The organism is Actinomadura sp. NTSP31, from assembly GCF_041951385.1.
GTDB classification, from domain to species: domain Bacteria; phylum Actinomycetota; class Actinomycetes; order Streptosporangiales; family Streptosporangiaceae; genus Spirillospora; species Spirillospora napierensis.
Genome location: NZ_JBGNUT010000006.1, coordinates 160,683 through 185,585, shown reverse-complemented (window position 1 = coordinate 185,585; position 24,903 = coordinate 160,683). Strand labels below are relative to the sequence as shown.

The 24,903-nt window shown below is 73.1% G+C and carries 23 protein-coding genes; 7 read left to right on the top strand and 16 right to left on the bottom strand.

Annotated features, from left to right (window positions below):
• Positions 1 to 62: 62 nt before the first annotated feature.
• On the bottom strand, positions 63 to 1,622 hold the full coding sequence (locus ACA514_RS12725) for an AMP-binding protein (RefSeq protein WP_375041278.1): 1,560 nt from the start codon (positions 1,620 to 1,622) through the stop codon (positions 63 to 65).
• 83 nt (positions 1,623 to 1,705) lie between these two features.
• On the opposite strand from ACA514_RS12725, the gene ACA514_RS12720 reads away from it, so the two are divergent.
• Positions 1,706 to 2,428 carry a TetR/AcrR family transcriptional regulator gene (locus ACA514_RS12720; RefSeq protein WP_375041277.1) on the top strand — a complete coding sequence of 241 codons (723 nt, stop codon included), beginning with the start codon at positions 1,706 to 1,708 and terminating at the stop codon, positions 2,426 to 2,428.
• 36 nt (positions 2,429 to 2,464) lie between these two features.
• Positions 2,465 to 3,055 carry a hypothetical protein gene (locus tag ACA514_RS12715; protein WP_375041276.1) on the top strand — a complete coding sequence of 197 codons (591 nt, stop codon included), beginning with the start codon at positions 2,465 to 2,467 and terminating at the stop codon, positions 3,053 to 3,055.
• A 52-nt stretch (positions 3,056 to 3,107) separates the two neighbouring features.
• Here ACA514_RS12715 and ACA514_RS12710 read toward each other — a convergent pair whose 3' ends face one another.
• From ACA514_RS12710 to ACA514_RS12665, 10 genes are all read right to left on the bottom strand, one after another.
• Positions 3,108 to 4,379 carry an ABC transporter substrate-binding protein gene (locus tag ACA514_RS12710; protein WP_375041275.1) on the bottom strand — a complete coding sequence of 424 codons (1,272 nt, stop codon included), beginning with the start codon at positions 4,377 to 4,379 and terminating at the stop codon, positions 3,108 to 3,110.
• Positions 4,380 to 4,381: 2 nt separating this feature from the next.
• Positions 4,382 to 5,434 (bottom strand): hypothetical protein, encoded by a 1,053-nt coding sequence (locus ACA514_RS12705; RefSeq protein WP_375041274.1) that lies wholly within the window; start codon positions 5,432 to 5,434, stop codon positions 4,382 to 4,384.
• Positions 5,435 to 5,550: 116 nt separating this feature from the next.
• The gene (gene metH, locus ACA514_RS12700; protein ID WP_375041273.1) at positions 5,551 to 9,165 is read right to left on the bottom strand and encodes a methionine synthase; all 3,615 of its coding nucleotides are present in this window, start codon (positions 9,163 to 9,165) and stop codon (positions 5,551 to 5,553) included.
• A gap of 183 nt (positions 9,166 to 9,348) precedes the next feature.
• Positions 9,349 to 10,938 carry an FAD-dependent monooxygenase gene (locus tag ACA514_RS12695; protein ID WP_375041272.1) on the bottom strand — a complete coding sequence of 530 codons (1,590 nt, stop codon included), beginning with the start codon at positions 10,936 to 10,938 and terminating at the stop codon, positions 9,349 to 9,351.
• Positions 10,922 to 11,878: an MBL fold metallo-hydrolase gene (locus tag ACA514_RS12690; RefSeq protein WP_375041271.1), complete on the bottom strand. Its 957-nt coding sequence runs from the start codon at positions 11,876 to 11,878 to the stop codon at positions 10,922 to 10,924. Before ACA514_RS12690 ends, ACA514_RS12695 begins: the two co-directional genes overlap by 17 nt.
• 122 nt (positions 11,879 to 12,000) lie before the next feature.
• A complete protein-coding gene (locus ACA514_RS12685) occupies positions 12,001 to 12,957 on the bottom strand; it encodes a glycine betaine ABC transporter substrate-binding protein (RefSeq protein ID WP_375041270.1) in 957 nt (318 codons plus the stop codon).
• A gap of 20 nt (positions 12,958 to 12,977) precedes the next feature.
• Entirely contained in the window at positions 12,978 to 13,796 is an 819-nt protein-coding gene (locus tag ACA514_RS12680) for an ABC transporter permease (protein WP_375041269.1), read from the bottom strand.
• Between the two features lie 11 nt (positions 13,797 to 13,807).
• On the bottom strand, positions 13,808 to 14,956 hold the full coding sequence (locus ACA514_RS12675) for an ABC transporter ATP-binding protein (protein WP_375041268.1): 1,149 nt from the start codon (positions 14,954 to 14,956) through the stop codon (positions 13,808 to 13,810).
• A complete protein-coding gene (locus tag ACA514_RS12670; RefSeq protein ID WP_375041267.1) occupies positions 14,953 to 15,597 on the bottom strand; it encodes an ABC transporter permease in 645 nt (214 codons plus the stop codon). Before ACA514_RS12670 ends, ACA514_RS12675 begins: the two co-directional genes overlap by 4 nt.
• Positions 15,598 to 15,738: 141 nt before the next feature.
• Complete coding sequence (locus ACA514_RS12665; protein WP_375041266.1) at positions 15,739 to 16,764, bottom strand: helix-turn-helix domain-containing protein; 1,026 nt, start codon at positions 16,762 to 16,764, stop codon at positions 15,739 to 15,741.
• Between the two features lie 122 nt (positions 16,765 to 16,886).
• On the opposite strand from ACA514_RS12665, the gene ACA514_RS12660 reads away from it, so the two are divergent.
• Entirely contained in the window at positions 16,887 to 17,840 is a 954-nt protein-coding gene (locus ACA514_RS12660) for an alpha/beta hydrolase (protein WP_375041265.1), read from the top strand.
• Between the two features lie 507 nt (positions 17,841 to 18,347).
• Here the strand turns inward: ACA514_RS12660 and ACA514_RS12655 are convergent.
• Positions 18,348 to 19,280, bottom strand: coding sequence for a PDR/VanB family oxidoreductase (locus ACA514_RS12655; protein WP_375041264.1), 933 nt, complete (start codon positions 19,278 to 19,280; stop codon positions 18,348 to 18,350).
• A 172-nt stretch (positions 19,281 to 19,452) separates the two neighbouring features.
• On the opposite strand from ACA514_RS12655, the gene ACA514_RS12650 reads away from it, so the two are divergent.
• The gene (locus ACA514_RS12650) at positions 19,453 to 19,818 is read left to right on the top strand and encodes an MmcQ/YjbR family DNA-binding protein (protein WP_375041263.1); all 366 of its coding nucleotides are present in this window, start codon (positions 19,453 to 19,455) and stop codon (positions 19,816 to 19,818) included.
• A 36-nt stretch (positions 19,819 to 19,854) separates the two neighbouring features.
• Here the strand turns inward: ACA514_RS12650 and ACA514_RS12645 are convergent, their stop codons facing one another.
• Both ACA514_RS12645 and ACA514_RS12640 read right to left on the bottom strand, forming a co-directional pair.
• A complete protein-coding gene (locus tag ACA514_RS12645; protein WP_375041262.1) occupies positions 19,855 to 20,796 on the bottom strand; it encodes a hypothetical protein in 942 nt (313 codons plus the stop codon).
• 178 nt (positions 20,797 to 20,974) lie between these two features.
• Entirely contained in the window at positions 20,975 to 21,742 is a 768-nt protein-coding gene (locus tag ACA514_RS12640; protein ID WP_375041261.1) for an alpha/beta hydrolase, read from the bottom strand.
• 159 nt (positions 21,743 to 21,901) lie between these two features.
• Between ACA514_RS12640 and ACA514_RS12635 the strand changes: the two genes are divergently transcribed.
• The 3 genes from ACA514_RS12635 (at position 21,902) to ACA514_RS12625 (ending at position 23,794) form a co-directional block, all read left to right on the top strand.
• Entirely contained in the window at positions 21,902 to 22,090 is a 189-nt protein-coding gene (locus tag ACA514_RS12635) for a hypothetical protein (protein ID WP_375041260.1), read from the top strand.
• Positions 22,091 to 22,182: 92 nt separating this feature from the next.
• Entirely contained in the window at positions 22,183 to 22,830 is a 648-nt protein-coding gene (locus ACA514_RS12630) for a hypothetical protein (RefSeq protein WP_375041259.1), read from the top strand.
• Positions 22,831 to 22,879: 49 nt separating this feature from the next.
• Entirely contained in the window at positions 22,880 to 23,794 is a 915-nt protein-coding gene (locus tag ACA514_RS12625; RefSeq protein WP_375041258.1) for an LLM class F420-dependent oxidoreductase, read from the top strand.
• A 25-nt stretch (positions 23,795 to 23,819) separates the two neighbouring features.
• Here ACA514_RS12625 and ACA514_RS12620 read toward each other — a convergent pair whose 3' ends face one another.
• Both ACA514_RS12620 and ACA514_RS12615 read right to left on the bottom strand, forming a co-directional pair.
• On the bottom strand, positions 23,820 to 24,197 hold the full coding sequence (locus ACA514_RS12620; RefSeq protein WP_375041257.1) for a VOC family protein: 378 nt from the start codon (positions 24,195 to 24,197) through the stop codon (positions 23,820 to 23,822).
• Complete coding sequence (locus tag ACA514_RS12615) at positions 24,194 to 24,865, bottom strand: TetR/AcrR family transcriptional regulator (RefSeq protein ID WP_375041256.1); 672 nt, start codon at positions 24,863 to 24,865, stop codon at positions 24,194 to 24,196. The genes ACA514_RS12620 and ACA514_RS12615 overlap by 4 nt, the downstream gene beginning before the upstream one ends.
• Positions 24,866 to 24,903 lie beyond the last annotated feature (38 nt).

Below are 24,903 nucleotides of genomic sequence, written 5' to 3'. Positions count from 1 at the left end.
TCCCTAACGCTTGCTCAGGCCAGCTTGGCACCGGGGGCGGCTCCCGGGGAAGCCGCCACCGGTCAGCCGATCTTCGTTTCCCGCGACTCCCAGTACGGGTCGCGCAGCTGCCGCTTCAGCGCCTTGCCCGACGGGTTGCGCGGCACCTCGGCGATCCGGTCGTACCCGCGCGGCACCTTGTAGGACGCGAGGTGCTCGCGGCAGAACACGTCCAGGTCCGCGTCGGACGCCTCGGCGCCCGGGTGCAGCACGATCGCGGCGTGCACGGACTCGCCCCACTCCTGCGACGGGATCCCGAAGACGGCGGCGTCCGCGATCGCGGGGTGCGCGGTCAGCACCGCCTCGATCTCGGCCGGGTAGATGTTCACCCCGCCCGAGATGATCATGTCGGTGCGGCGGTCGCAGATGTAGTAGAAGCCCTCCTCGTCGCGGTAGGCGATGTCGCCGACCGTCAGCCACTCGCCGAGGCGGGCGTCCTCGAACTTGCGGTCCGCCTTGTAGTAGGCGTCGAACGTCGCCTTGCTGCGCACGTACAGGTCGCCGGGCACGTGCGGCTCCTCGACGCGCTCGCCCTTGTCGTCGAACAGCGCGATGTCGATGCCGGGGGCGGGACGGCCGCAGCTGCCCGGCTTGCGCATCTGGTCCTCGGGCCGCAGGATCGTGTCCACGCCCAGCTCGGTCGACCCGTACACCTCGAAGAGCGACCCGTCGCCGATCTTCTCGACGTAGCGGCGCTTCAGCTCGAACGGCCAGGGCGCCGCGTTGGCGACGAACCGCCGCAGCGACGACAGGTCCCGGGCGGCGATCACCTCGTCCGGCAGGTCCAGCACGCGCCGGATCGGGGTCGGCGCGGAGAACGTGGCGGTCACCTTGTGCTCCTCGACCAGCTCCAGCCAGCGCTCGGGGTCGAAGTCGCGCATCACCACGACGGTCCCGCCCATCTGCTGGACGATCAGCATGAAGCTCATCGGGCCGGAGTGGTAGAGCGGCCCGGTCGTCAGGTAGACGTCGCCCGGCTGGTAGCCGATCTCGGTGACCAGGCCGATGACGATCTCCGGGTCCGGCTGCCCGCGTACCACGCCCTTCGGCTTGCCCGTCGTGCCGGAGGTGTAGAACATCGCGGTGCCGGCGGCCGGGTCGTCGCCGGCGGCCGGCGGCTCGGTGTCCGGGCTCGCGGCGGCGCCCGCGTCCAGGTCGGACGCCCAGTCCGGCACCTCCCCGGTCCCGCACCGGAACGCCAGCCAGCTCCCGACGCCCTCGACCTCGCGCGCCGCGAGCTCCAGCTGCGGCGCCTGCTCGACGTCGAACAGCACGACCGCGCTGTCGGCGTTGGCGACGACGTAGGTCGCCTCCTGCGGGCTCAGCCGGTAGTTCAGCGGGACGCCGACCGCGCCGGACTTGCGCAGCGCGGCGATCAGCGCGACGACCTCGGTACTGTTGCGCCCGCACCAGGTGACCTTGGTGCCGGCCCGGACGCCGAGGCTCACCAGCAGGTTGGCGTAGCGGTTGACCAGCGCGTTGAACGCGGCGTAGCTCAGCCGCCGGTCCCCCTCGATGATCGCGGTCCTGGACGGGTGCGCGGCGGTCAGCGCCGCCAGCGGATCGGGGACGGGTGCGGTCACGGTGTCACACTCCCGGTAGCCGGCTGGGATGGCATTGAACGAATGTACGTTGGAATGCAGGCGGAATCCAGAGGAGGATCTTCGTGGCCGACGACGCAGGCGGCGCGCCGCAGCGCGCGTCCCGGGGGCGCGGGACCCCGGCCCACCGCACGTCCGCCGACGTCACGCCCACGTCGAGCGACGCGCTGTCGCTGCCGGCCGACACCCCGGGGACCCGCATCCTCATCGCGGCCGCCGTCGAGACGATGTCGGAGAAGGGCTACAACGGCACGTCGGTGCGCGACATCGCCGACCGCGCCGGGATGAGCCCGGCCGTGCTCTACCACTACTTCGGCTCCAAGCACGACCTGCTCGTGGCGATCATGCACCGGACCATCGACCACCTCATCGAGCGCTGCGCGGCCGTCCTGGACGACGGGCCGCCGGGCCCCGCCCGCCGGCTGCGCCGGCTCGTCCGCGAGCACGTCCTCGTGCACACCGAGCTGCGCCGCGAGGCCGTGCTCGGCGTCGGCGAGATGCACAGCATCGAGGAGCGCGAGCGCGCGCTGCTCATCGCCAAGCGCGACCGGCACGAGCGGCTGTTCCACCGGGTGGTCGACGACGGCGTGGCGTCCGGCGCGTTCGGCACGCCCTATCCCGCGGAGGCCGTGCGCGGCATCCTCACGATGGCGACGGGCGTTTCGGTGTGGTTCCGCGAGGACGGCCCGCTCACCGCCGCCGAGGTCGCCGACCGCTTCGCCCACCTCGCCCTCGCCCTCGTGCAGGCGGACCCGGCTGTCACGTTTCCCCTCCCGCGGGGGTCATAGGAGGGACCATCGTCCTCCCGAAGGGATCTGCCACCGATGCGCAAGCTCGGCACCGCCCTGGCCGCCTCGGCCGCCCTCGCCCTGCCCGTCCTCGCCGCCCCCACCGCGTCCGCCGCGTCCGGCTGGACGGTCGTGAATCCCTCCTCCGCAGGCGTCTTCACCGCCGATTCCGGGACCCTGACCATCACGGCGGGCAGCACGGCCATCACCTGCCCCACCATGCACCTCTCCGGAACACTGCCGAGCGTGTCGTCCGGCCCGGCCGGGCTCGGGCGCATCGGGAACGGTTACGCCGAGAACTGCACGGACGCCAAGGGCGTGACGTGGGGCGTCTCGATCTCCAATGCCTGGACCGGCGACATCCTGGACGGGAAGAGCTACGACGCCGCGGCGGGACGGGCCGAACTGACGGTGTTCAACCCGTTCATCATCGTCCACAGCACCTCGTGCTCCTTCGTCCTGTCCGCCCTCAACGCGAACTACACCAACGGCGGTTCGGTGCTGCGGACCGGGCAGGGCGCCGTCGGCTACGGCGGAGGCTGCGGTATCGCGGCCGGCACCGCCGCCTCCTTCGCGGCGGCGTTCACCGTCAGCCCGGCGATCACCATCACGGGCCCGGGCGCCTGAGGGCGCGGCGGGCGCCGGGGCCGTCCCTCGCGGCGGTCCCGGCGCCCGCCGGTCAGCAGTCGTGCGGCGGCGCGGAGGCGGAGCCGGTCGTGCAGCGGACCTGGTCCAGCGAGCGGAGGATCCGGTCGAGGCGCTGCGCGGTGGGGTCGGTGACGTACTCCAGGACGGCGTGGTCGAACGCGGCGGCCATCACGGTCGGCATCGAGTCCGAGGCGTCGAAGCGGACCGTCCCCGCGCTCGCCAGGGTCTGCGCGATCCGCCGGGACAGCGGGTCGGGGTAGTCGCCCGGCGGGACGGACCGGTTGAGCGAGAACGCGCCGCTCCCCGGCCGCTCGATCCACGTCTCCTGGGCCTTTGCCGTGGTCAGGTACGCGACGAGCCTGCGGGCGGCCGGTGTGGCGCGGAACATGCCGAGCAGGTCGCCGCCGATCTCGACCGCCCGCCCGCCGGGGAACGGCACGAAGTCGTAGTCGCGTCCCGCCTGCGGCCGGCCGGAGGTCTGGCCGTAGAAGGCCGTGATGAACGACGCCTCGTGGTCGAACAGGCAGCCCGGCGGATTCGCGAACATCGGCGCGCCCGCCTTCCCGTAGCCGGTGAGCAGGATGGCGTCCGTGCCGGAGCGGGTGCCGGCCACCACGGTCCCGAACGTCTGCCACGCCTTGCGGACCGGGTCCGACGTCCACGCCAGGTTCCCCGACACCCACTGGTCGTAGACGCCGGGACCGGACTCGTGCAGCACGACGTCCTCGATCCAGTCGGTGCCCGGCCAGCCCGAGTTGGACGTGTCCTCGAGGCCGAGGCACCAGGGCTTCGCCGCCGCGCCGGACGCGATCTTCGCCAGGTCGCCGAAGGATCCGACGGGCTGCGCGAGCCTCGCCCGGGTCGCCGCCGGGAGGCTTCGCGGGGCGTACCAGATCAGGCCCTTCACGGCCGCCTTGACGACGATGCCGTAGGGGCGGCGGACGCCGTCCGGGCCGGTCGCGCCGGTCAGGTCGCCGCCCATGCCCTGCTGGGCGCCGCCGACCGGCCTCAGCTCCCCGGCGGCGGCATAGGTCCGCAGGTCGCCGGGGGTGGCAAGGATGGCGGTGTCGGGCGGCGTGCCGTCGTGCAGCTCGCTGGCGAGGATGGCGCGGGCGTCGCGGGTGCCGGTGTAGTCGACGTGGACGCCGGTGCTCTTCTCGAAGCCGGACAGCACCGCGCGGAACGCGTCGCCCTCGGCGCCCGTCCACGAGCCGAGCACCGTGACGCTCTCACCGGAGCCGGCGCCGCCGCAGGACACGGTGGTGAACGCGCAGAGCAGGAGCAGCGCTGCCAGCAGTCGCACGGTCATCTCCCGTACTCGCGGAGCCGGATCCACAGGCCGAGGGCGGAGAGTCCAGCGACGGCCAGCGACAGCAGCGGCAGGCCGGCGTTCAGGCCGCGGGTGTCGGTGGCGTCGGACAGCTTCGCCTCCAGGGGCCGCTGCGCCTGGTCCGCGGCGGCGACGTTCAGGCCGCCGCCCTGCGGCGCGGTGCGTCCGGTGCGGAGCGCGCCGGACCCGGCGTCCGCGTCGCGGATCTGCGCCTGGAGCGTCCGGTCGAAGGCGGGCACGCCGTGGTCGGAGGCGTCCGCGAAGGCGTGGTCGACGTGCAGGAACGTCATGGACGTCCAGACGATCAGCCCGACCAGGAGGACGCTCGCGGCGGCCAGCGGCAGGTTGACCAGCCGCCGGAACCGCCGCGCCATCGACGCCTGCGCGTAGCCGAGGACGGCGAGCAGGACCACGCCGATGGCGGCGGTGCCGAGCGCGAGGCCGCCGCCGGCCCACGCCGAGTCCCGCTCGCCGTCGATGCCGCGCAGGTCCCGCCGCGCGATCTCGTCGATCCGCGACAGCAGCCCGCCGTCTCCGTGCAGCATGTCCGAGGCGTAGCTGAGATAGGCGTACCCGAGCTTTTCGAGCCCTTCCCGATAGGTGGCGTCGGCCTGTTCCACCAGCCCCTGGTAGGTGACGACCTGCGCGTTCACGGCGCGCAGCAGATCGCGCCCGGCGGCGCCACCGAAATCGAGTTCGGCGAGGTGCGCCAGATTGTCGCCGGCCGTCGTCAGATCGTCGCGGAACTGCTGGCCGGGGCCGATGAGCTGCGCCGCGCCGGAGCGGAAGCTCTGCCACGCGGCCCGGTCGGCGTCCGACAGCGCCGCGTGCGCGGTGCGGGCGCTGACGTAGGCGGGGGCGCCGCCGTCCCGTACCGACGACACCGCCGACCGGCTCCCCACCAGCACCGCCGTCGCCGCGAGCCAGGACAGCACCGCGAGCCCGACGGCCGCGGCGAGCACCGTCCACAGCCAGCGCGGGGTGCTCCACCGCCTCGGGACCGCCCGGGCGGCCAGCGCTACCGACACGCCGGCCATGGTAATCGGCGGGCCTTTCCGGATTCCTTTCGTTTACGGGAGAAAAGCCGCTCCCGTACGCCGGAAAAGTGGCCGGTTCAGGACAGTCCCGCGGCCGTCGGCGCAGCTCATTCCGTTTCGTAGGCGAGATTCGGGCGCAGCCACCGCTCGATTTCGGGAAGGGCGAGCCCGCGCCGCGCCGCGTAGTCCTCGGTCTGGTCGCGGCCGATCCGCCCGACGGTGAAGTACCGCGCGGACGGGTGCGCGAAGATCAGCCCGCTCACGCTGGCGGCCGGGGTCATCGCGTACGACTCGGTCAGCCCGATCCCGAGCTCCTGCGCGCCGAGCAGGTCGAACAGGTCCTTCTTCTCGCTGTGGTCGGGGCTCGCCGGGTAGCCGAGCGCCGGGCGGATGCCGCGGAACCGCTCGGCGTGCAGGTCCTCCAGCTTCGGGTCGGCGTCCGGCTCGAACCAGTCGCGCCGCGCCTGCAGGTGGACGTACTCGGCGAACGCCTCGGCGAGCCGGTCCGCCAGCGCCTTCACCATGATCGACCGGTAGTCGTCGTTGTCGGCCTCGAACTGCGCGGCCAGCTCCTCCGCGCCGAGCACGCTCACCGCGAACCCGCCGAGGTGGTCGCCGGACGGGGCGATGTAGTCGGCCAGGGACCGGTTCGGCCGGCCCGCCGGCTTGGCGGTCTGCTGCCGCAGCATCGGGAAGCGCGTCCCGTCGCCGGTGTCCAGGACGATGTCGTCGCCCTCGGAGTGCGCGGGCCAGAACGCGTAGGCGCCGCGGGCGCGCAGCAGCCCGTCCGCGATGATCTTGTCCAGCAGGCCGTTGCCGTCGTCGAACAGCTCCCGCGCGACCGGCTGGTCGAGGATCGCCGGGTACTTGCCCTTCAGCTCCCAGGCGAGGAAGAAGAACTGCCAGTCGATCATCGCGCGCAGCTCGTCCAGGTCCGGCTCGACGGTGCGCACGCCGGTGAAGGCGGGGACGGGCAGGTCGTCGAAGGACACCGCCTCCCGGTTCGCGCGGGCCTTCTCGATCGTCAGCATCGGGGCGCGCTGCTTGCGCTCGTGCTGCTCGCGCAGCCGCTGCTGCTCCTCGGCGTTGGAGATCGCCAGCGCGCTCGCGCGCTCGGGGTCGAGCAGGTTCGACACCACGCCGACGACGCGGGAGGCGTCCAGCACGTGCACGGTGGTCCGGTCGTAGGCGGGCGCGATCCGCACCGCGGTGTGCTGGCGGGACGTGGTGGCGCCGCCGATCAGCAGCGGCAGCTCCATCCCGCGGCGCTGCATCTCCTTCGCCACCGACACCATCTCGTCCAGCGACGGGGTGATCAGCCCGGACAGCCCGACCGCGTCGGCGCCCTCCGCGATCGCGGTGTCGAGGATCTTCGCGGCGGGCACCATCACGCCGAGGTCGATGACGTCGTAGTTGTTGCAGCCGAGGACGACGCCGACGATGTTCTTGCCGATGTCGTGCACGTCGCCCTTGACGGTGGCGAGGACGACCTTGCCCTGGCCGCGCTCGGCCTCGACGCGGCCCTCGGCCAGCGCCTTCTCCTTCTCGGCCGCCATGAACGGTTCCAGGTAGGCGACCGAGCGCTTCATCGCGCGGGCGCTCTTGACCACCTGCGGCAGGAACATCTTGCCGGAGCCGAACAGGTCGCCGACGATCTTCATCCCGTCCATCAGCGGGCCCTCGATCACGTCGAGCGGACGGGGAAGCTGCTTCCGGGCCTCCTCGGTGTCCTCCTCGATGAAGTCGACGATCCCGTGCACCAGGGCGTGCGACAGCCGCTGCTCCACCGGCGCCTCGCGCCAGGACAGGTCGACCTCGCGCCTGGTGCCCTCGCCCTTGACGTTCTCGGCGAACGACACGAGCCGGTCGGTGGCGTCCGGGCGCCGGTCGAACAGCACGTCCTCGACGAGTTCGAGCAGGTCGGCGGGGATGTCCTCATAGACGGCGAGTTGCCCGGCGTTGACGATGCCCATGTCCAGCCCGGCCTTCACCGCGTGGAACAGGAACGCCGAGTGCATCGCCTCGCGGACGACCTCGTTGCCGCGGAAGGAGAACGACAGGTTGGAGATGCCGCCGCTGGTGCGGGCGCCTGGGCAGCGCTCCTTGATCCGCGGGAGCGCGTCGATGAACGCCTTGGCGTACCCGTTGTGCTCGGCGATGCCGGTCGCGACGGCCAGCACGTTCGGGTCGAAGATGATGTCCTCGGCCGCGAACCCGGCCTTCTGCGTCAGCAGGTCGTAGGCGCGGCCGCAGATGCTCACCTTGCGGTCGGCGGTGTCGGCCTGGCCCTGCTCGTCGAACGCCATGACGACCACGCCGGCGCCGAAGTCGCGGATGCGGCGGGCCTGCTCCAGGAAGGGCTCCTCGCCCTCCTTGAGGCTGATCGAGTTGACGACGCCCTTGCCCTGGACGGTCTTCAGCCCGGCCTCCAGCACGCTCCACCGCGAGCTGTCCACCATGATCGGGATGCGGGCCACCTCGGGCTCGGTCGCGATCAGGTTGAGGAACGTCGTCATCTCCCGCTCGCTGTCGAGCAGGTCGGCGTCCATGTTGACGTCGAGCAGGTTCGCGCCGCCGCGCACCTGCTCCAGCGCCACGTCCACGGCGCCCTGGTGGTCGCCCGCCTCGATCAGCTTGCGGAACCGCTTGGAGCCGGTGACGTTGGTGCGCTCGCCGATCATGACGAAGCCGGTGTCGCGGCCGATCTCGAACGGCTCGAGGCCGCTGTAGCGGGTCGCCGGGCCGGGCGCGGCGACCTCGCGGGGCGCGGTGCCCCGGACGGCCTCGGCGATGCGGGCGATGTGCGCCGGGCCCGTCCCGCAGCAGCCGCCGACGGCGTTGACCATGCCGGACGCGGCGAAGTCGCCGAGCTTCACGCCCATCTCGTCCGGCGTCTGGTCGTAGCCGCCGAAGGCGTTCGGCAGGCCGGCGTTGGGGTGGCAGGCGGTGTAGGTGCCGGCGATGCGGGCCAGATCCTCCACGTGCGGGCGCATCTCCTCGGCGCCCAGCGAGCAGTTCACACCGACGACCAGCGGCTCGGCGCGCTCGATCGACCGCCAGAACGCCTCGACGGTCTGCCCGGACAGCGTCCGGCCGGACAGGTCGACGATCGTGACGGAGATCCACAGCGGCAGCTCGGGGGCGACCTCGCGGGCCGCCGCGATCGCGGCCTTCGCGTTCAGCGTGTCGAAGATCGTCTCGATCAGCAGCAGGTCGACGCCGCCCTCGGCCAGCCCCGCGATCTGCTCCGCGTAGGAGTCCTTGACCTGGTCGAACGTGACCGCGCGGTAGGCCGGGTCCTCGACCCGGGGCGACAGCGACAGGGTGACGTTGAGCGGGCCGACGGACCCGGCGACGAACCGGTTCCCGTACTCGTCGGCGGCCTGCCGGGCGAGCCGGGCGCCCTGCACGTTCATCTCGCGGACGAGGCCCTCGAGCCCGTAGTCGGCCTGGCCGATGCTCGTCGCGGTGAAGGTGTTGGTGGTGGTGATGTCGGCGCCGGCCTCGAGGTACTGCCGGTGGACGTCCAGGATCACGTCCGGCCGGGTGAGGTTCAGCAGGTCGGGGTCGCCGGTGACGTCCTTCTCGTGGTCGCCGCCGATGCGGTCGCCGCGGTAGTCCTCGGGGGTGAGCCCGGCGCCCTGGAGCATCGTGCCCCACGCCCCGTCGAGCACCACGACCCGCTCGCCCAGAAGCCCGCGCAGCTCTTCGGTCCTGCCCACCAGCCACCTCCCGTGTCGTTGGGAGGCGCCCTTGCGTGTACCGGTCTGCGGGCCGAGCGTGGCGGACGCGCGCGTCCGTTGCAGCGCCTCTCGGCCCGGTTCCGAGGTTACCGAATGGACCCGGCGCCTGTGAAACTCCCATCCCTTTTTCCCGTTCGGTCCCAGGTGGTGGCGCGGGCGCGGTCAGGTGCGGCCGCAGGCCCGGCGCAGCGCGGCGGCGAACGCGCCCGGGTCGAAGGACGGCAGCACGGCGGCGAGATGGCCGTCCGGCCGGACGAGATGGACGGTGTCGGGACCGGCGTCCAGCGCCGTGCGCAGGGCCCCGGCGGTGTCGATCGCGTCCAGGGCGTGGACCGCGACGGGGACGCCGGCCGCCGACTCCCGTATCCGGGCGCACCGTTCCCCGTCCGCGGCCAAGGCGACGAACCCGGTGCCGAACAGGCGGCGCAGCCGGGTCTCGCGTCCGTCGACGACGCAGGGGCCGTCGGGGCAGAGGACGCCGGGCAGCGGCGGCCGGACGGCCCCGGCGGCACGCGGGAACCCGTCGACCGGCCCGGACGGGGTGGTCAGCGGCGAGTCCAGGTACCAGTACGGTTCGGCGAGCCGCCCCGAATCGATCAGGGCGCGGGCGGCGGGATCGGTGAGCGCGGCGTCCAGCGCGGTCAGCCGCCGGGCCCTCTCCTCGGGGGTGTGCGGGACGAGGAACTCCATCGTGCGGGTCGTCACCGCCAGGTTCTCGCGCGCCGCCGCGCGCCGTTCGGCGTCGTAGCTCGCGAGCAGGCGCCCGGAGCCGTGACCGCGGCGGACGAACGCGATCTTCCAGGCGAGGTTCTCGGCGTCCTGCACGCCGGAGTTCAGCCCGCGCGCCCCGAACGGCGCGTACAGGTGCGCCGCGTCACCGGCCAGGAGCACCCGGCCGCGGCGGAACGTCTCGGCGCACCGCTGGTGGAACCGGTAGACCGACGCCCACACGATCTCGTAGGGGGCGTCCCCGGTGATCTTCCGGATGCGGTCGTCCAGCGCCCCGGAGGCGCGCTCGGCCTCGAAGTCGTAGCCCGCGGGCATCTGCCAGTCGATCCGCCAGGTCCGGTCGGGGCACTGGTGCACCAGGACCTGCCGTCCGGGGTTCCAGTCGGGGTCGAAGTAGAACCGGCGCTCGTTCGGGAACGGCAGGTCGGCGCGGATGTCGCAGATCAGGAACCGGTCGTCGAACGAGCGGCCGGGGAACCGGACGCCGAGCAGCCGCCGGACCGCGCTGTGCGGGCCGTCCGCCCCGACCAGGTGGCTTCCGGCGACGGTGACCTCGCCGTCCGGGGCGTCCGCGCGGACCCGCACGCCGCCGGCGTCCTGGTGGAGGCCGGTGACGCGGTGCCCGTACCGGACGTCCACCAGCGGTTCGGCGTCCGCCAGCTCGCGCAGGTACCGCTCGACCTCGGCCTGCGAGATGTTGATCCACGGCGGGACGTCGCCGCGCCCGGCGTCCGGGAACGTGACCGCGAACAGTTCGGTGCCGCGGTAGTAGGTGCGGCCGGTCGTCCAGGTGACCCCGCGAGCGATCATCCGCTCCGCGCAACCGGCCCGGTCCAGCACGTCGAGAACGTCGCGCTGGAAGCAGATCGCCTTGGACCCGAGGGGTTCGCAGCGGCCCGCGGCCTCCAGGACGGTCGCGGGCACGCCGGACCGCGCCAGCAGCAGCGCGGCGACCAGCCCCACCGGCCCGGCGCCGGCCACGACGACCGGCTCGGCGGGTCCGGCGTCAGCCCTGGAGTTCATCCCAGACGGCCCGGTCGCGCTCGGCGGTCCAGATGGCGGGACGCCCGATGCCGGACAGCTCGTCCCACAGCCGCGACACGTCGAACGGCAGGCAGTGCTCGAAGATCGGCCACCGCCCGTACTCCGGCTCCAGCTCCGCGTGGACCGCCTCGAACGCCTCCTTCAGCGTCCCGCCGCGCCCCTGCACGGCCGTCACCTCGCGGATCATCACCTGGAGGAAGTGCCGGGTCTGGCCGATCGCCGCGTCCACCGCCTCCCGGCCGGCCGCCACTCCTCCGCGTCCGCCCACGAGCGCCTCGGCGCGCAGCGCGGCCACCCGGTCCAGCGTCCCCGACGCCCACTCGCGGTGGAAGGCGTCACCGGTGTACAGCGCCGCCTGCGCCTCCACCAGATCGCCGGCGAACAGCACCTTCTGCTTCGGCAGCCACGCCACGATGTCGCCCTCGGTGTGCCCGCGGCCGCAGTACCGCAGGACCAGCTCGCCCCGGTCGCCGCCCAGCTGGATGGTGAACCGGTCGCTGAACGTGGCGGTCGGCCACGTCAGGCCCGGGATCGACTCCGGCTCCCGGAACAGCCGCGGCATCCGCCCGAACTCCGACTCCCAGTCCTGCCTCCCGCGCTCGGCGACCAGCTCGCGCGTCTTCTCGTGCGCCACGATCACGTCCGCGCCGAACGCGCTCGCGCCCAGCACCCGCACCGCGTGGTAGTGCGACAGCACCAGGTAGCGGACGGGTTTGTCGGTGTGCTCGCGCAGGATCGACAGCCACTCGCGCGCCGCGACCGGCGTCGCCAGTGCCTCGAAGCAGACGACGAAGTCCTCGCCCTCGACCGCGCCGACGTTCGGATCCCCCTCGGCCGTCAGGGCGTACACCCCGTCCGCGAGCACCTCCAGGCTGCGCTCCTTCTCCGCCAGATCGGCCGACGACGCGAACGGTCTCATCCCAGGCGCCTCCCTTGCGGTCCCGCTGACTCGGCCACCCTGGAGTCCTGCCCGGGAGACGCCTGCGCGGAACGGCGAACGGCGACGGCCCGGCCTTTGTCCGGCAGGTTCTCCCGGCGGTCCTACTTGCCGATGAAGCCCTTCGACTGGAGCCAGGTCTGCGCGACGTCCGTGGGCTCCTTGCCCTTGATGTCGACCTCGCCGTTGAGCGTCTGCAGGACCGGGTCGCTGAGCACCGCCGCGACCGGGTTCAGGATCTTCTCGATGGCCGGGTGGTCCTTGTAGACCGAATCGCGCAGCGTGAGCGCGGGGTTGTAGACGGGGAAGAACTTCTTGTCATCGGGGATCGAGGTGAGGCCGAGCGCCTTGATACGGCCGTCGGTGGTGGCCACCTCACCGAAGTTGCACGGTTTCCCCTTGCCGATGGCGTCGTAGATGGCGCCTTCGGCGAGGGTCGCGACCGACGACTTCGGGACTGTGAAACCGTACGCCTTCTGCAGACCGGGCCATCCGTCGCTGCGCCCGGCGAACTCGCTCGCCACACAGGTGGACGCCTTGGCCGGGCCGGTGTGCGCGAGCTTCGCGTAATCGGAAAGGCTCTTGATGCCGAGCTGCTGCATCGTCGTCGTCTTGACGGCGATGGCGTAGGTGTTGTTGGCGGGCGCGGCGGCCAGCCACTTCACGTGGTTCTTGCCGAGGTCCTGCTGAGCGACGGCCTGGTACTGCTCGGCGGCGTTGTTGAGCGGCTTGGTGTTCTTCAGGTAGTTGATCCAGGCGGTGCCGGTGTACTCCCAGTACATGTCGATGCTTCCGGACGTCAGCGCGGCGCGCGTGGTGTTGCTGCCCTGCAGGCCGCACTTCTCCTTGACGGTCGCGCCCGCCGACCGCAGCGCCAGCGCGGTGATCTGGCAGAGGACGAGCTGCTCGGTGAACTCCTTGCCGCCGACGGTGAGGGTGGCCCCCTTCAGCGAGTTGCCCTTGGCGAGGCTGCCCGCCTCGGCGTCGGTGCCGGACGAGCTGAAGCACCCGGCGGTCAAACCGACGGCGGCGACGGAGGCGACGATGGGGAGCAGGCGCATGGTGACTCTCCTCGGGGGATTCAGATGCCGCGCGGGCGCAGGTAGTGCTCGACGATGCCGATGAGCCAGTCCGCCGCCATCGCGAGCACGGCGGTCAGGACGCTGCCGGTGAGCAGGATCGGAGTCCGGTTCAGCGCGATGCCGGTGTTGATGAGGTCGCCGAGGCCGCCGGCGTTGGTGAACGCGGCCAGCGTCGCGCTCCCCACGTTGAGGATGACCGCGACGCGGACGCTGGCGAGGATCACCGGCACGGCCAGCGGCAGCTCCACCCGCAGCAGCACGGCCGTCCGGGACAGCCCGATGCCGCGCCCGGCGTCGATCAGCGCGCGGTCCACGCCCTGCAGGCCGACCATGGTGTTGCGCAGCACGGGCAGCGCGGAGACGAGGATGAGCGCGATCACCGCCTTCTGGAAGCCGATGCCGACCGTGACGGCGAGCAGCACCAGCACCCCGATGGACGGGACGGCCTGCCCGATGTTCGCCAGCGCGAGGAACGGCGCGGACAGCGGGCGCATCCCCGGCCGCGTCAGCAGCACGCCGAGCGGGATCGCGATCGCCAGGACGAGGGCCGTCGACACCGCCACCAGCTCGATGTGCTCGACGAACCGCTGGACGATCACGTCCCGGTTGACCGAGCGCCGCTCGATCGCGTCCAGATGCCGCCCGTGCAGGTAGGCGAAGAGAGCGGCGACCGCCAGGACGAGGACGACCGGCGTCGCGGCCATGCCGGCGGCCGAGCGCCCCGCCGCGCGGGCCGCGCCGCGCCCGCCGCCCCCGCCGCGCCCGCCGGTCCCGGCGCCTGGGCCGCCGCCGGGCTCGTCCGCGCGCTCATCGAGCATCGGCGTGACGCTCACCGCCGCCCGCCCTCCCCGTTAGGCGCCTCCGAAAGCGGCGCCCCCGCGGCCGACGCCTCGCCAGACGACGTCCCGCCGCTTCCCGGCGCCTCGCCGGATCGCCTGGGCCCACCGGCTCGCGGGGCCGCGCCGGTGTCCGACGCCCCGCCGGACCGCCAGGGCTCAACGGTCGGCGGGGTGTCGCCTGTTCGCGGGGTTTCGCGGACGATCGTGGACCACGAGACCGCGCCGGCGGGACGGCCGTCCTCGTCCAGGACGACCGCGCCCTCGTCCCCGTGCCGCAGCATCGCGTCGAGCGCCTCGTACAGGCTCTGGTCCGCCCGCACGCTCGTCGAGACGGCGCCGACCGCCTCGACCGGCACCAGCTCGATGGACCCGACCTCGACCAGCCGGAGCCGGCGCATCGCGGCGCCCGACCCGACGAACGACGCGACGAAGTCGTCCGCGGGCTCGCCGAGGATCGCCGCGGGCGTGTCGTACTGGACCAGGCGGCCGTGCTCGCCCAGCAGCGCGATCCGGTCGCCGAGCTTGAGCGCCTCGGTCAGGTCGTGCGTGACCAGCACGATCGTCTTGCCGATCCGCGCCTGCAGCTCCAGGAAGGCGTCCTGCAGCCGCTCCCGGGTGATGGGGTCGATCGCGCCGAACGGCTCGTCCATGAGCATCGCGGGCGGGTCGGCGGCGAGCGCGCGGGCCACCCCGACGCGCTGCTGCTGCCCGCCCGACAGCTCCTTGGGGTAGCGGCCCCGGAACGTCCCCGGGTCGAGGCCGACCATGTCGAGCAGCTCGTCGACGCGCGCCCGGACGCGCTTCTTGTCCCAGCCGAGCGTGCGCGGGATGAGCCCGATGTTCGCGGCGATCGTCATGTGCGGGAACAGCCCGACCTGCTGGATGACGTAGCCGATGCGGCGGCGGAGCCGGTCGGGGTCTGCGCGGGTGACGTCCTCGCCGTCGAGGAGGATCCGCCCCTCGGTCGGCTCGATCAGCCGGTTGATGAGCCGCAGCGTGGTCGTCTTGCCGCAGCCCGACGGCCCGAGCAGCACCACGATCTCGCCTTCCCGGACGCTCAGCGTCAGGCCGTCGACGGCCGGCGCGGCCTGGCCCGGGTAGCGCTTGGTGACCCCGTCGAGCCGGATCATCTCCTTCATCGCACGCCCCTCGGTATGGTCAGCCGCGCGACGACGGCGAACAGCAGGTCCAGGGCGAGCGCCAGCAGCGCGACGCCGAGCGTGCCCGCGAGCGTGTCGTTCAGCGCGTTCGCGCCGCCGATCCGCGACAGCCCGCCGAAGATCAGCGCGCCGAGGCCGGGACCGGCGACGGCGGCGGCGATCGCGGCGATCGCGACCGTCATGACCGTGGCGACCCGGACGCCGGTGAGCACGACCGGCCAGGCCAGCGGGAGCCGGATCCGCAGCATCCGGCTCGCCCGGCCCATCCCCATCCCGCGGGCGGCCTCCTCGACCGCGCCCGGCACCGACTCCAGGCCGGTGATGGTGTTGCGCAGGATCGGGAACACCGCGTACAGCACCAGCGCGGTGATCGTCGGCGCGAGGCCCAGCCCGAACAGCGGGATCAGCAGCCCGAACAGCGCCAGCGACGGGACGGTCAGCATCGTGCCGGTGACGCCGAGCGCGAGCCGGCTCACCCGCGGCCGGCCCTGCACGGCGACGCCGAGGCCGATCCCGATCACCGCCGCGATGCCGACCGCGATCAGCACCACCTCGGCGTGCTCGGCCATCTGCCGGGCGATCGTCGGCCACCGGTCGGCCAGGTAGTCGGAGAAGCTCATGCGCCGCCCCCGTCTCTCGGCGGCGGGAGCGGGGGAACCGGGGCGAGGACGGACAGGCGGGCGTCTCCCATACCGCAGAGGCTGCCTACGAGTGATCAATATGGCAAGAAAAAGTCAGGACACAGATCTATTAACCGGGATTCAGGCGGGTTCGTCCCGCAAGTGGCGGAGCAGCAGCGCCAACTCCAACCGCAACCGGCCACCGGGCGCATGGAAGGAGAACCCGAGGCGACGCTCCGCGTGCGCCAGCCGCGCGGCGATCGTGCTGTGGTGGCGGTGCACACGGGCGGCGGCCTTCCGGGTCGACCCCGTCGCACAGAACGCGCCCAGCACCTCCAGGACGTCCTCGCCGTGCGGTTCGACGGCGAGCCGGTCCAGCGCCGCCACGTCCGCGACCTCGGCGATGTCCGCGGGCCGCAGCCGCGCGCCGACCACGGCGAACCCGCCGAGCCGGTCGTGGCGCACCACCGCCGGCAGCCCGTCGCCGAGCGCGGTGAACCGCAGCGCGGCCCGCGCGCGGCGCCACGCCTCCGGCGCCTCGATGCCCGGCAGCGCGGGCCCCACCCCGATCCGCGTCCCGTGCGGCGGCAGCCGCTCCAGCTCGGCGGGCACCTCGCGGGTCAGGACGGCGTGCACGCGCCCGGGCGAGGCGGCCCGCGCGTCCGGGCCGAGGACGGCGAGCACCGCCGGCACGTCGGTGCCGGCGACGGCCAGCACGTGCAGCGGGGCGGCCGGCTCGAACCGCAGCGTCCGCAGGGCGCGGGACCGGTCGACCTCCGCGGCGTCCGCCGACAGCACCAGCTCCACCAGCGCGGCGTCGTCCGGCTCGTCCCGCGCGTGCTCCAGCAGGACCGCGGCGGCGATCGCGAACCGTTCGAGCACGATGTCGTCCAGCGGGAGCGGCGCACCGGCCCGCTCCAGCCACACGCGCCCGGTCGCGGAGAACTCCCGGACGGCCCGCTCCCCCGTCCCGGAGCCCGCGCGCAGCGACACACCGCGCGCGGGGTCGGCCAGACCGGCGGGGCATTCGGCGAGCGTCGCGGTGGCGCGCACGAGCGCGGGCGGGCTCGCCCGCCCGGCGATCAGCCGGTCGAAGAAACCGATCACCCGGACGGCGTTCTCCGCGTCGGCGTCCAGCCCCGACAACCGCAGGAGCAGCCCCTTCATGGACGGATCGTACGACACCCGACGAACGGCGGGTTCCGGGACGCGTTCCCCGGCGGATGGCGGCTGGGCAAGCCCCGCGGCGGCGGCGAAACTGAAGGCCAGCCGCCGAGAGGAGCCGGAAAGTGACGTACGCCTTCGACCCCGAGCTCGCCCCCTGGGTCTCGATGATCCCCGAGATCACGCTGACCGACCCCGCGCGGATGCGCGTGGCCGACGAGCAGCTCCTCGCCGCGGGGCCCCGCTACGAGCCGCCCGTCCCGGTCGAGGTCCGCGACGTCTCCGTCCCCGGCGACGGCACGGCCGTCCCGGTGCGCGTCTTCACCCCGTCCGCCGCCTCCGGCCCGCTGCCCGGCCTGGTCTACATCCACGGCGGCGGGTTCGTCCTCGGCAGCGTCGACGCCTTCCACGACGACACGCTGTCCATCGCCGCCGAGGTCGGCGCGGTGGTGCTGTCCGTGGAGTACCGGCTCGCGCCCGAGCATCCGTTCCCGGCCGGTCTGGAGGACTGCTACACCGCGCTGACCTGGGCCGCCGCCAACGCCGCCGACCTCGGCATCGACCCGGACCGGCTGGCGGTCGGCGGGGAGAGCGCCGGCGGCGGCCTGGCCGCCGCGACCGCGCTGCTGGCCCGCGACCGGGGCGGCCCGGCGCTGTGCTTCCAGCTCCTCGGCATCCCCGAACTCGACGACCGGCTCGACACCCCCTCGATGCGCGCCTACACCGACACCCCCATCTGGAATCGCCCGAACGCCGAGCTGAGCTGGGACTACTACCTCGGCGAAGGCGTCCGCGGCAGCGCCGGGGTCTCCCCCTACGCGGCACCCGCCCGCGCCGAGGACCTCACCGGCCTGCCGCCCGCCTACGTCACCACCTGCGAGTTCGACCCCCTCCGCGACGAGGGCCTCGCCTACGCGCTCCGGCTCGTCCAGTCGGGCGTCGGCACCGAGGTGCACCACTATCCGGGCACCTTCCACGGCTCGGCCCTGATCCACGACGCCGCCGTCTCCCGCCGCATGGCCGCCGACCGCCTGGACGCCCTCCGCCGCGCCTTCCACACCACGAAACAACCCGCCTGACCCGAACCCCCTATCTGTCACCACAGGAAACCCGAAAGCGACAGCCCCCGCTGTCCACCTCCACCCTCCGGGACTTACTCCACCAAAAGACCCGCTCCCCCAGCCGGCCCGTACACAGGCGAGCACCCGCCCAACACCGACGAGCACCCGGCCAGCACCGGCGAGCACCCGGCCAGCACCGGCAAGCACCCGATCGGCACCAGCGAGCCCCGACCAGCGCCGACGAGCACCCCGGTCGGACGCCGGTAAGCACCCGGCCAGCACCGGCAAGCACCCAACCAACACCAGCAAGCACCCACCAACACCAGCAAGCACCCGGCCGGCACCGGCGAGCACTGGCAAGCACTGGGCGAGCACCTGGCCGGCACCGGAAGCACCGACGAGCACCGAGCAGCACCGACGAGCACCCGGCCGGCGCCAGCAGACACCCTGTCGGCGCTGGCAAGCACCCGACCAGCACTGGCAAGCACCTGGCCGGCGTCGGAAACCCGGCGCCGGCCGACCGGCTCACAGCTCCAGGGTCAGGCGGGGGCTGCGGGCGCGGGAGACGCAGATCATCATGAATCCGCCGTCCGCGCGCTCGGCCTCGGTGAGGACCGAGTCGCGGTGGTCGGGTTCACCGCCGAGGACGGCGGTCTCGCAGGTGCCGCAGGTGCCCTCCCGGCACGAGGACAGGACGGTGACGCCCGCCTCCTCGACCGTCTCCAGGATCGAGCGCCCGGAGTCGACCTTCAGCGTCCGGCCGCTCAGTGTCAGCTCGACCTCGAACGCCTCGTTCGACCCCGTGACGGGCTTGGCCGAGAACCGCTCGGTGCGCAGCGCGCCCGGGTCGCATCGCTCCTCGACCGCCGCGAGCATCGGCTCGGGTCCGCAGCAGTAGACGAGGGTCCCCGGCGCGAGCCCCGAGAGTGCGGCGTCGAGGTCGAGCAGCCCGAACTCGTCGTGTGGCCGCACGTCGACGCGGTCCCCGTAGCGGGACAGATCGCCCAGGAAGGCCATCGCCGTCCGACGTCGCCCGCCGTACAGGAGCCGCCAGTCCCCGCCCGCCGCGTGCGCGGCGGCCACCATCGGCAGGATCGGCGTGATGCCGATGCCTCCGGCCAGGAACAGGTAGCCGGGTGCGTCCTCCAAGGCGAAGTGGTTGCGAGGGCCGCGTGCCGCCAGCCGGTCGCCGACCTGCACCCGCTCATGGACGAACGTCGAGCCGGGCCCCTCCTTCAGCACGCCGAGCCGCCACGTCCGTTCGTCGGCCGGGTCGCCGCACAGGGAGTACTGCCGCTCGAGTCCGCCCGGCAACAGCAGGTCGACGTGCGCTCCGGGCCGCCAGGACGGCAGCGTGCCACCGTCCGCGGCGCGCAGCGTCAACCCCACGACGCCTTCCGCGAGGTCCGTCCTGTCCTGGACGACGACCTCCGTCTCGACGGCGCTGTGCTCGGCCACGTGCCCCCCTTGCGTTCGGCGTCGTCCCTGACCATCGCCGTTCGCCCGCGCCCGCGGCACCCCGCCTTCCGTCGAACGGAAGACCTCCCCCGCACACCCAACGCCGCTGTGGCGCTGTCGGAGGTGCGGCCTAGGGTGCTGGGAGCATCCATCACGGGGAGGGACCGGCGGCATGGACGTTCTCGAGCGGGTCCGGGAGATCTGCATGGCGATGCCGGAGGCGACCGAGAAGCCGTTCGGCGGTCATACCTCGCCCTCCTTCCGTGTGCGCGACAAGCTGTTCGTGATGACCAGCGAAGACGGCTCGTCGATGATGTTCAAGGCTGGCCCGGGCGTGCAGGAGGCCCTGGTATCGGAGAGCCCGGAGCGCTTCTTCGTCCCGAAGTACGTCGGCGCCAAGGGCTGGGTCGGGGCACGCCTGGACGTTGAGCAGGATTGGAAGGAACTGGCGGAGCTCGTCGAGGACAGCTACCGCCTGATAGCCCCCAAGCGTCTCGCGGCACTCCTGGACACGCCCGAGGTCCCTCCCCGCCGGTGACCTGCCTCCCCACCAAGGCCTTCTTCGCCTCCGGCCTCACCAAGGTCTTCGGCTTCGGCGGACGGGGCGGACGCCGGTTCGCCGGGTGAGGGAGGTCAGGTGGGCGGTGATGCGGTCCATGGTCGCGGAATCGGGGTTCCATCCGCGTTGGAGCAGTGCGGTCAGGAGCGCCTCCAGGTAGGGGGCGGGGCGGGACAGGAAGAGCTTGGTGACCGGGATGATCTGCCAGCTCTTCTCCTTGGAGAGCCAGCGCCGGCGGCCTTCGTCGTGGGCGCGGGCCGCGCGGCCGGTGTGGTGGCGTTCGCCGTCGTACTCCATGCCGACGCGGTAGTCCTCGTAGCCGAGGTCGACGTAGAACCAGCGGTCGCCTGGCCCGGCGACCGGCACCTGCGTGCGGGGGCGCGGGAATCCGGCGTCGACGATGGCCGTCCGGATCCAGCTCTCTCCGGGTGAGGCCGCGCCTCGGTCGCCGAGGCGCAGGAGTTCGCGCAACCGCCTGTTGCCGCGATAGCCCTCCAGTGCGCGGGCCATGGTCCTGAGTTCATCGGTGCCGACTCCCTGCCTGAGGAACTGGTCGAGCGCGGCGACCGCTTCGGAGCGCGGAAGCCAGCGCGTGCAGTCGAGGGCCGTCCGGGTGCGGGAGGTGACGCGCACGCCCGCCCTTTCCTCGACGTGGCCGGGCGGCAGGTCCGCGTGTTCGGCGAGCAGGGGCGGCCCCGTCGCGCTCTCCGCGGGCCGCGGGGTGATGAGTTCGACGTCCCAGTCGGTCTCGCTCACGCCCGGCGGGAGGACGTCAATGCCCCAGACCCACGCGGCGGTGCGGCGCGCGACGACCGCGTCCGGTGGAAGGAGCCGGCTGAGCGCGGCGGCCCGGCCGGCGAGCGAGGAGCCGCCGCCCGCGTCGAAGTAGATGCCGGGGCCCACGGGGACGATCGAGTCGGCGGCCGTCCGCTTCCAGGTGACGCTGAGACCGTTCATGGTCCCGATGATGGCCGTCTCGCCCGTCCGCCGACAGGCCACTGCGAAAATGTGGATAACGCCGAATCAACCCAGGTCAGGACGGTTCCACGCGAGGAGTGTCATCGGCACGTGCCCGCTGCCGGACGACGACGGCGCGGGCCGAGAAGCGCCGGGCGGGCTGGGCGGACGGGGGGCGTTAGATCGCGGCGTCGGGGCGTACGGCGGTGACGGCTGAGGCGGCCCAGGCACCGATGCGGTGGACGAGGTCCGGTGTCGCGGCGACCTCCGCGTGACCGAAGCCCGGTTCGATCCACAGTTCCTTCGGGTCCCGTGCGGCGTCGTACAGCTGTTGCCCGTGCTCGATCGGGAAGAACGCGTCGGCGTCGCCGTGGACGATCAGCAGCGGCGCGGGCGCGATGCGCGCCGCCACCTCGTGCGGCGCCTCCGGCACGGGGTCCCAGCCCTTCGCCGCGATGCGCGTCCCCCGCACCAGCCGGACGGCGAGCCGGCCCAGCGGCTGTTCGATCACCCAGTGGACGCGGCGCATCGGGACGGTGTCGCGGTAGTACCAGCGTGCGGGCGCGCTCACCGAGACGACGGCGTCGACGTCGCCGTGCAGTGCGGCGTGCCGGATGGCGACGGCGCCGCCCAGCGAGAACCCCGCGACGGCGACGCGCCGGTAGCCGCTGCGGCGCGCCGCGGCGACCGCGGCCTGCACGTCGAGCACCTCGAGGTCGCCCACGGTGGAGCGGCCGCCGGACCGTCCGTGGCCGCGCAGGTCGAGGGCGAGAACGCCGCCGTACCGGCCGAGGACGTGGCCGATGCGGCGGAGCGCGGGCTGCCGCCAGGAGCACGTGAAGCCGTGCGCGAGCACGAAGCAGAGGTCGCCGTCCCCGCCGAGGTGTCCTGCGTCGATCCGCACGCCGTCGGCGGTGTGAAGCGTCAAGGACTCCGGAATCACCACGTGTTCAATGATCGGACATGGCCTTTCGCGTTTTTCCTCCGCCCCCGGTCACGAGTGGTTTCCGTGGGGCTGAACGTGCAGGTGGGCGGGTAGGCAGCGGGTGTGTCGGGGGCGCTGAGGGATTCGGGGGCGGCCCGTTCCGGGACCGGGCGTCCACCGGTGCGCGCCGCGGACGAGTACGCGCTGCGGTCCATGCTCTCCTCGGCGTGGGCCCATGACCGGGCCGCGGCGTTGCTGGAGGACATGGCGGAGGTCCACCCGGAGGAGGCCGAGGCGCATCTGCAGTCGGCCGAGCGGCAGCGCAGGTGGGCGGAGAACGACCGGGATCTGGCCGAGCGGTACGCCTAGCGGGCCGGTGACCCGGAAGGTTTGTGATGGCGGCTCCGCGGGTGCAGGGTGGGGGGCGGCAGCCATGACGGCCATGGGCGAAGGATGTGGAGATGACCGTCGATCCGGAGATTCTGGGAACGACACGGCGTTCGCTGCACGGGGTCGCCGAACTGCTCCTCGCCGGCCCGCAGTACCGGGAGAGCGGGACGATCCGCCTGCGCGTGCTGGACGGCGGTTTCGGGACCGTCCGCGCACCGGAGCTGCGGGTCGACGGAACCGAGCTGGTGGCCGGTGACAGGGTGATCCCGCTGAACGGCGCCACGTACGTGGAGCTGGCCGCGGCGGCGGGGATCGAGGCGGGCGCGCCGCAGGATTTGTACAAGGACGGGTGCGGAGTCGGGACGCAGGAGACGCTCGGTGTGGACGCGGGCGCGGCGGCCCACATCGAGGAGTGTCTCGCGCGCGGCCGCGAAGCGATGGTCCGGTTCGCGCCCGATGCCACCCCCGTGCTGTGGCCGGAGCACTTCGACCTGAGCATCACCGTGGACGAGGTCACCTACGGGATCTCCCCGGGAGACTCCTATCTCGCGGAGCCCTACGCGTACGCGGGCCCCTCGGAGCCGCGTCAAGGCGCCTTCTGGAACGCCTCGTTCGGAGCGGCGCGGCCGGTCCGGCTGCTGCCGGGCGCGACGGCGCTGCACGACTTCTTCGGGGAGGCGCGGGACCGGGCCGCCCGCGACCCCGCCCGGCGTCCCTGACCACGCTCTGTGTAAAGATCGGAACGGTAGCCGGATCAGGGAGGTCCTTGTGCGCATCGGTGTTTCCCTCGGCGAGCGCGGCGGCGCCGAGGCGCTGACCAAGCTCGCCGACGATGTGCGGCGCGCCGCCGACGACGGGTTCGCCTCGGCGTGGATGTCGAACATCTTCGGGGTGGACGCGCTGACCGCGCTGGCGGTGGCGGGAAGCCGGGTGCCGGGCATCGAGCTGGGGACCGCCGTCGTGCCGACGTATCCGCGGCATCCGGCGGCGCTGGCGCAGCAGGTGCGGACGGTGGCGCTCGCCCTCGGGGAGAACCGGCTGGCCCTCGGCATCGGTCTGTCCCACAAGGTCGTCATCGAGGACATGTACGGCTACGACTTCGGGCGGCCCCTGCGGCACATGGACGAGTACCTGTCGGTGCTGCTGCCGCTGCTCGACCACGAGACGGCGTCGTTCACCGGGGAGACGCTGCGCGGCCAGATCGGGTTGACCGTCCCGAACGAGGGCCGGGTCCCGGTGCTGCTGGCGGCGCTCGGCCCGAAGATGCTGCGGCTGGCGGCGGAGCGCACCGACGGGACCGTCCTGTGGATGACGGGCCCCGCGACCGTCCGCGAGCACATCGCGCCGACCATCACCGCGGCGGCCGAGGCGGCGGGCCGCCCCGCGCCGCGGATCGTCTGCGTCCTGCCGGTGTGCGTCACCGGCGACGCCGAGCGGGCGCGCGAGCGCGCGGCGAAGGCGTTCGAGGTGTACGGGACGCTGCCGTCCTACCGCGCGATGATGGACCGCGAGGGCGCCGACGGCCCCGCCGACCTCGCGGTCATCGGCGACGAGGACGCCGTCGGGGCGAGGCTGGAGGAGCTGGCCGCGGCGGGCGTCACCGACTTCGTGGCCGGCGAGTTCATGCCCGGCGACGACCGGGCCCGCACGCGGGCGTTCCTGAAGTCCGCCGCCGCCGGCTGACCGGCACCGGCCGGTCCGCGGCGGCTCAGGACGAGATGAGCTCGTAGAGGTTGCCGCTGGAGTCGGAGAAGTACAGGCCGCGCGCGCCGAGGGGATGGTCGGTGTCGATGCGGCCGTTGTCGGGGTGGGCGGGCTGGTCCCCGTAGGGGATCTCGCGGGCGTCGAGGCGGTCGACGACCGCGTCGAAGGTCGCCGCGTCCACGTCGAAGGCCAGGTGGTGGCCCTGCGGGTAGGCGACGGTCATGAAGTCGAGGGTGAGCCCGTCGTTGACCTCGATCGGGACGAAGTGGCGGGCGTGCGGATGGGGCCCGGTGTAGGCGAGGCCCATGACGCCCGCGAAGAAGCGGGCGGCCTCGTCGTTGTCGGCGGCGGTGACGATGGTGTGGTTGAGCGTGATGGTCACTCGGGGCTCCCTTCGGCGGGCGTGTCGGTGGACGTTTCGGCGGGCGTTTCGGATTCGGTGAGCGCGCCGTGCAGGAAGACGTCGAGGTACTCCTCCAGCGAGGGCGCCGGGGTCTCGGGTCCGGTCGGCGGGCGGCTCCAGGTGAAGACCAGCCCCATGAACATCCCGGCGGTCTCCTCGACCGGCAGCCGGAGGCGGTCGCGGTCGGGCTCGAAGAGCTCGGCGAGCGCGCCCCGCGTGCGGGCCATGGCGGAGGCGCGGTCGATCGCGGCGTCGGCCGCCTCGCCGCCGCCGTGCGAGCCCCGGCCGCGGCGGCCGGTGGCGTGCAGGGCGCCGAGGACCATGCCCATGCGGCCGAGGTAGGCCTGGATCGCCGCGGTCGCCTCGGCGAGCCGGCCGGCCAGCGGCTGGTCGAGCGGGATCTCCTGGATCTCGGCCAGGACGTGGTCGGTCCGCAGCGCCTCCATGACGCAGGCGTCGAGGAGCTCGTCCTTGTCGGCGAACACGCGGAAGATCGTGGCCTCGCCGATGCCTGCGGCGCGGGCGATCTGGCCGGTGGTGACGGCGGTCCCGTGCTCGGCGACGAGCGGCAGGGCCGTCCGGACGATCATTTCGCGGCGCTGCTCGGGGCTCATCCCGGGGGCGCGCCGCCGGCTCGTGGCTTCCATGCCCGCCACTGTACGGAGTGAGTACTCACTCCGTCAAT

Excerpts from the sequence above, each read along its gene's own strand:
- ACA514_RS12670 (WP_375041267.1), bottom strand. The coding sequence starts at position 15,597 with ATGAGCTTCTCCGACTACCTGGCCGACCGGTGGCCGACGATCGCCCGG.
- ACA514_RS12690 (WP_375041271.1), bottom strand. The coding sequence starts at position 11,878 with ATGAGACCGTTCGCGTCGTCGGCCGATCTGGCGGAGAAGGAGCGCAGC.
- ACA514_RS12615 (WP_375041256.1), bottom strand. The coding sequence starts at position 24,865 with ATGGAAGCCACGAGCCGGCGGCGCGCCCCCGGGATGAGCCCCGAGCAG.
- ACA514_RS12685 (WP_375041270.1), bottom strand. The coding sequence starts at position 12,957 with ATGCGCCTGCTCCCCATCGTCGCCTCCGTCGCCGCCGTCGGTTTGACC.
- ACA514_RS12675 (WP_375041268.1), bottom strand. The coding sequence starts at position 14,956 with ATGAAGGAGATGATCCGGCTCGACGGGGTCACCAAGCGCTACCCGGGC.
- ACA514_RS12665 (WP_375041266.1), bottom strand. The coding sequence starts at position 16,764 with ATGAAGGGGCTGCTCCTGCGGTTGTCGGGGCTGGACGCCGACGCGGAG.
- ACA514_RS12650 (WP_375041263.1), top strand. The coding sequence starts at position 19,453 with ATGGACGTTCTCGAGCGGGTCCGGGAGATCTGCATGGCGATGCCGGAG.
- ACA514_RS12630 (WP_375041259.1), top strand. The coding sequence starts at position 22,183 with ATGACCGTCGATCCGGAGATTCTGGGAACGACACGGCGTTCGCTGCAC.
- ACA514_RS12715 (WP_375041276.1), top strand. The coding sequence starts at position 2,465 with ATGCGCAAGCTCGGCACCGCCCTGGCCGCCTCGGCCGCCCTCGCCCTG.
- ACA514_RS12680 (WP_375041269.1), bottom strand. The coding sequence starts at position 13,796 with ATGCTCGATGAGCGCGCGGACGAGCCCGGCGGCGGCCCAGGCGCCGGG.
- ACA514_RS12645 (WP_375041262.1), bottom strand. The coding sequence starts at position 20,796 with ATGAACGGTCTCAGCGTCACCTGGAAGCGGACGGCCGCCGACTCGATC.
- ACA514_RS12695 (WP_375041272.1), bottom strand. The coding sequence starts at position 10,938 with ATGAACTCCAGGGCTGACGCCGGACCCGCCGAGCCGGTCGTCGTGGCC.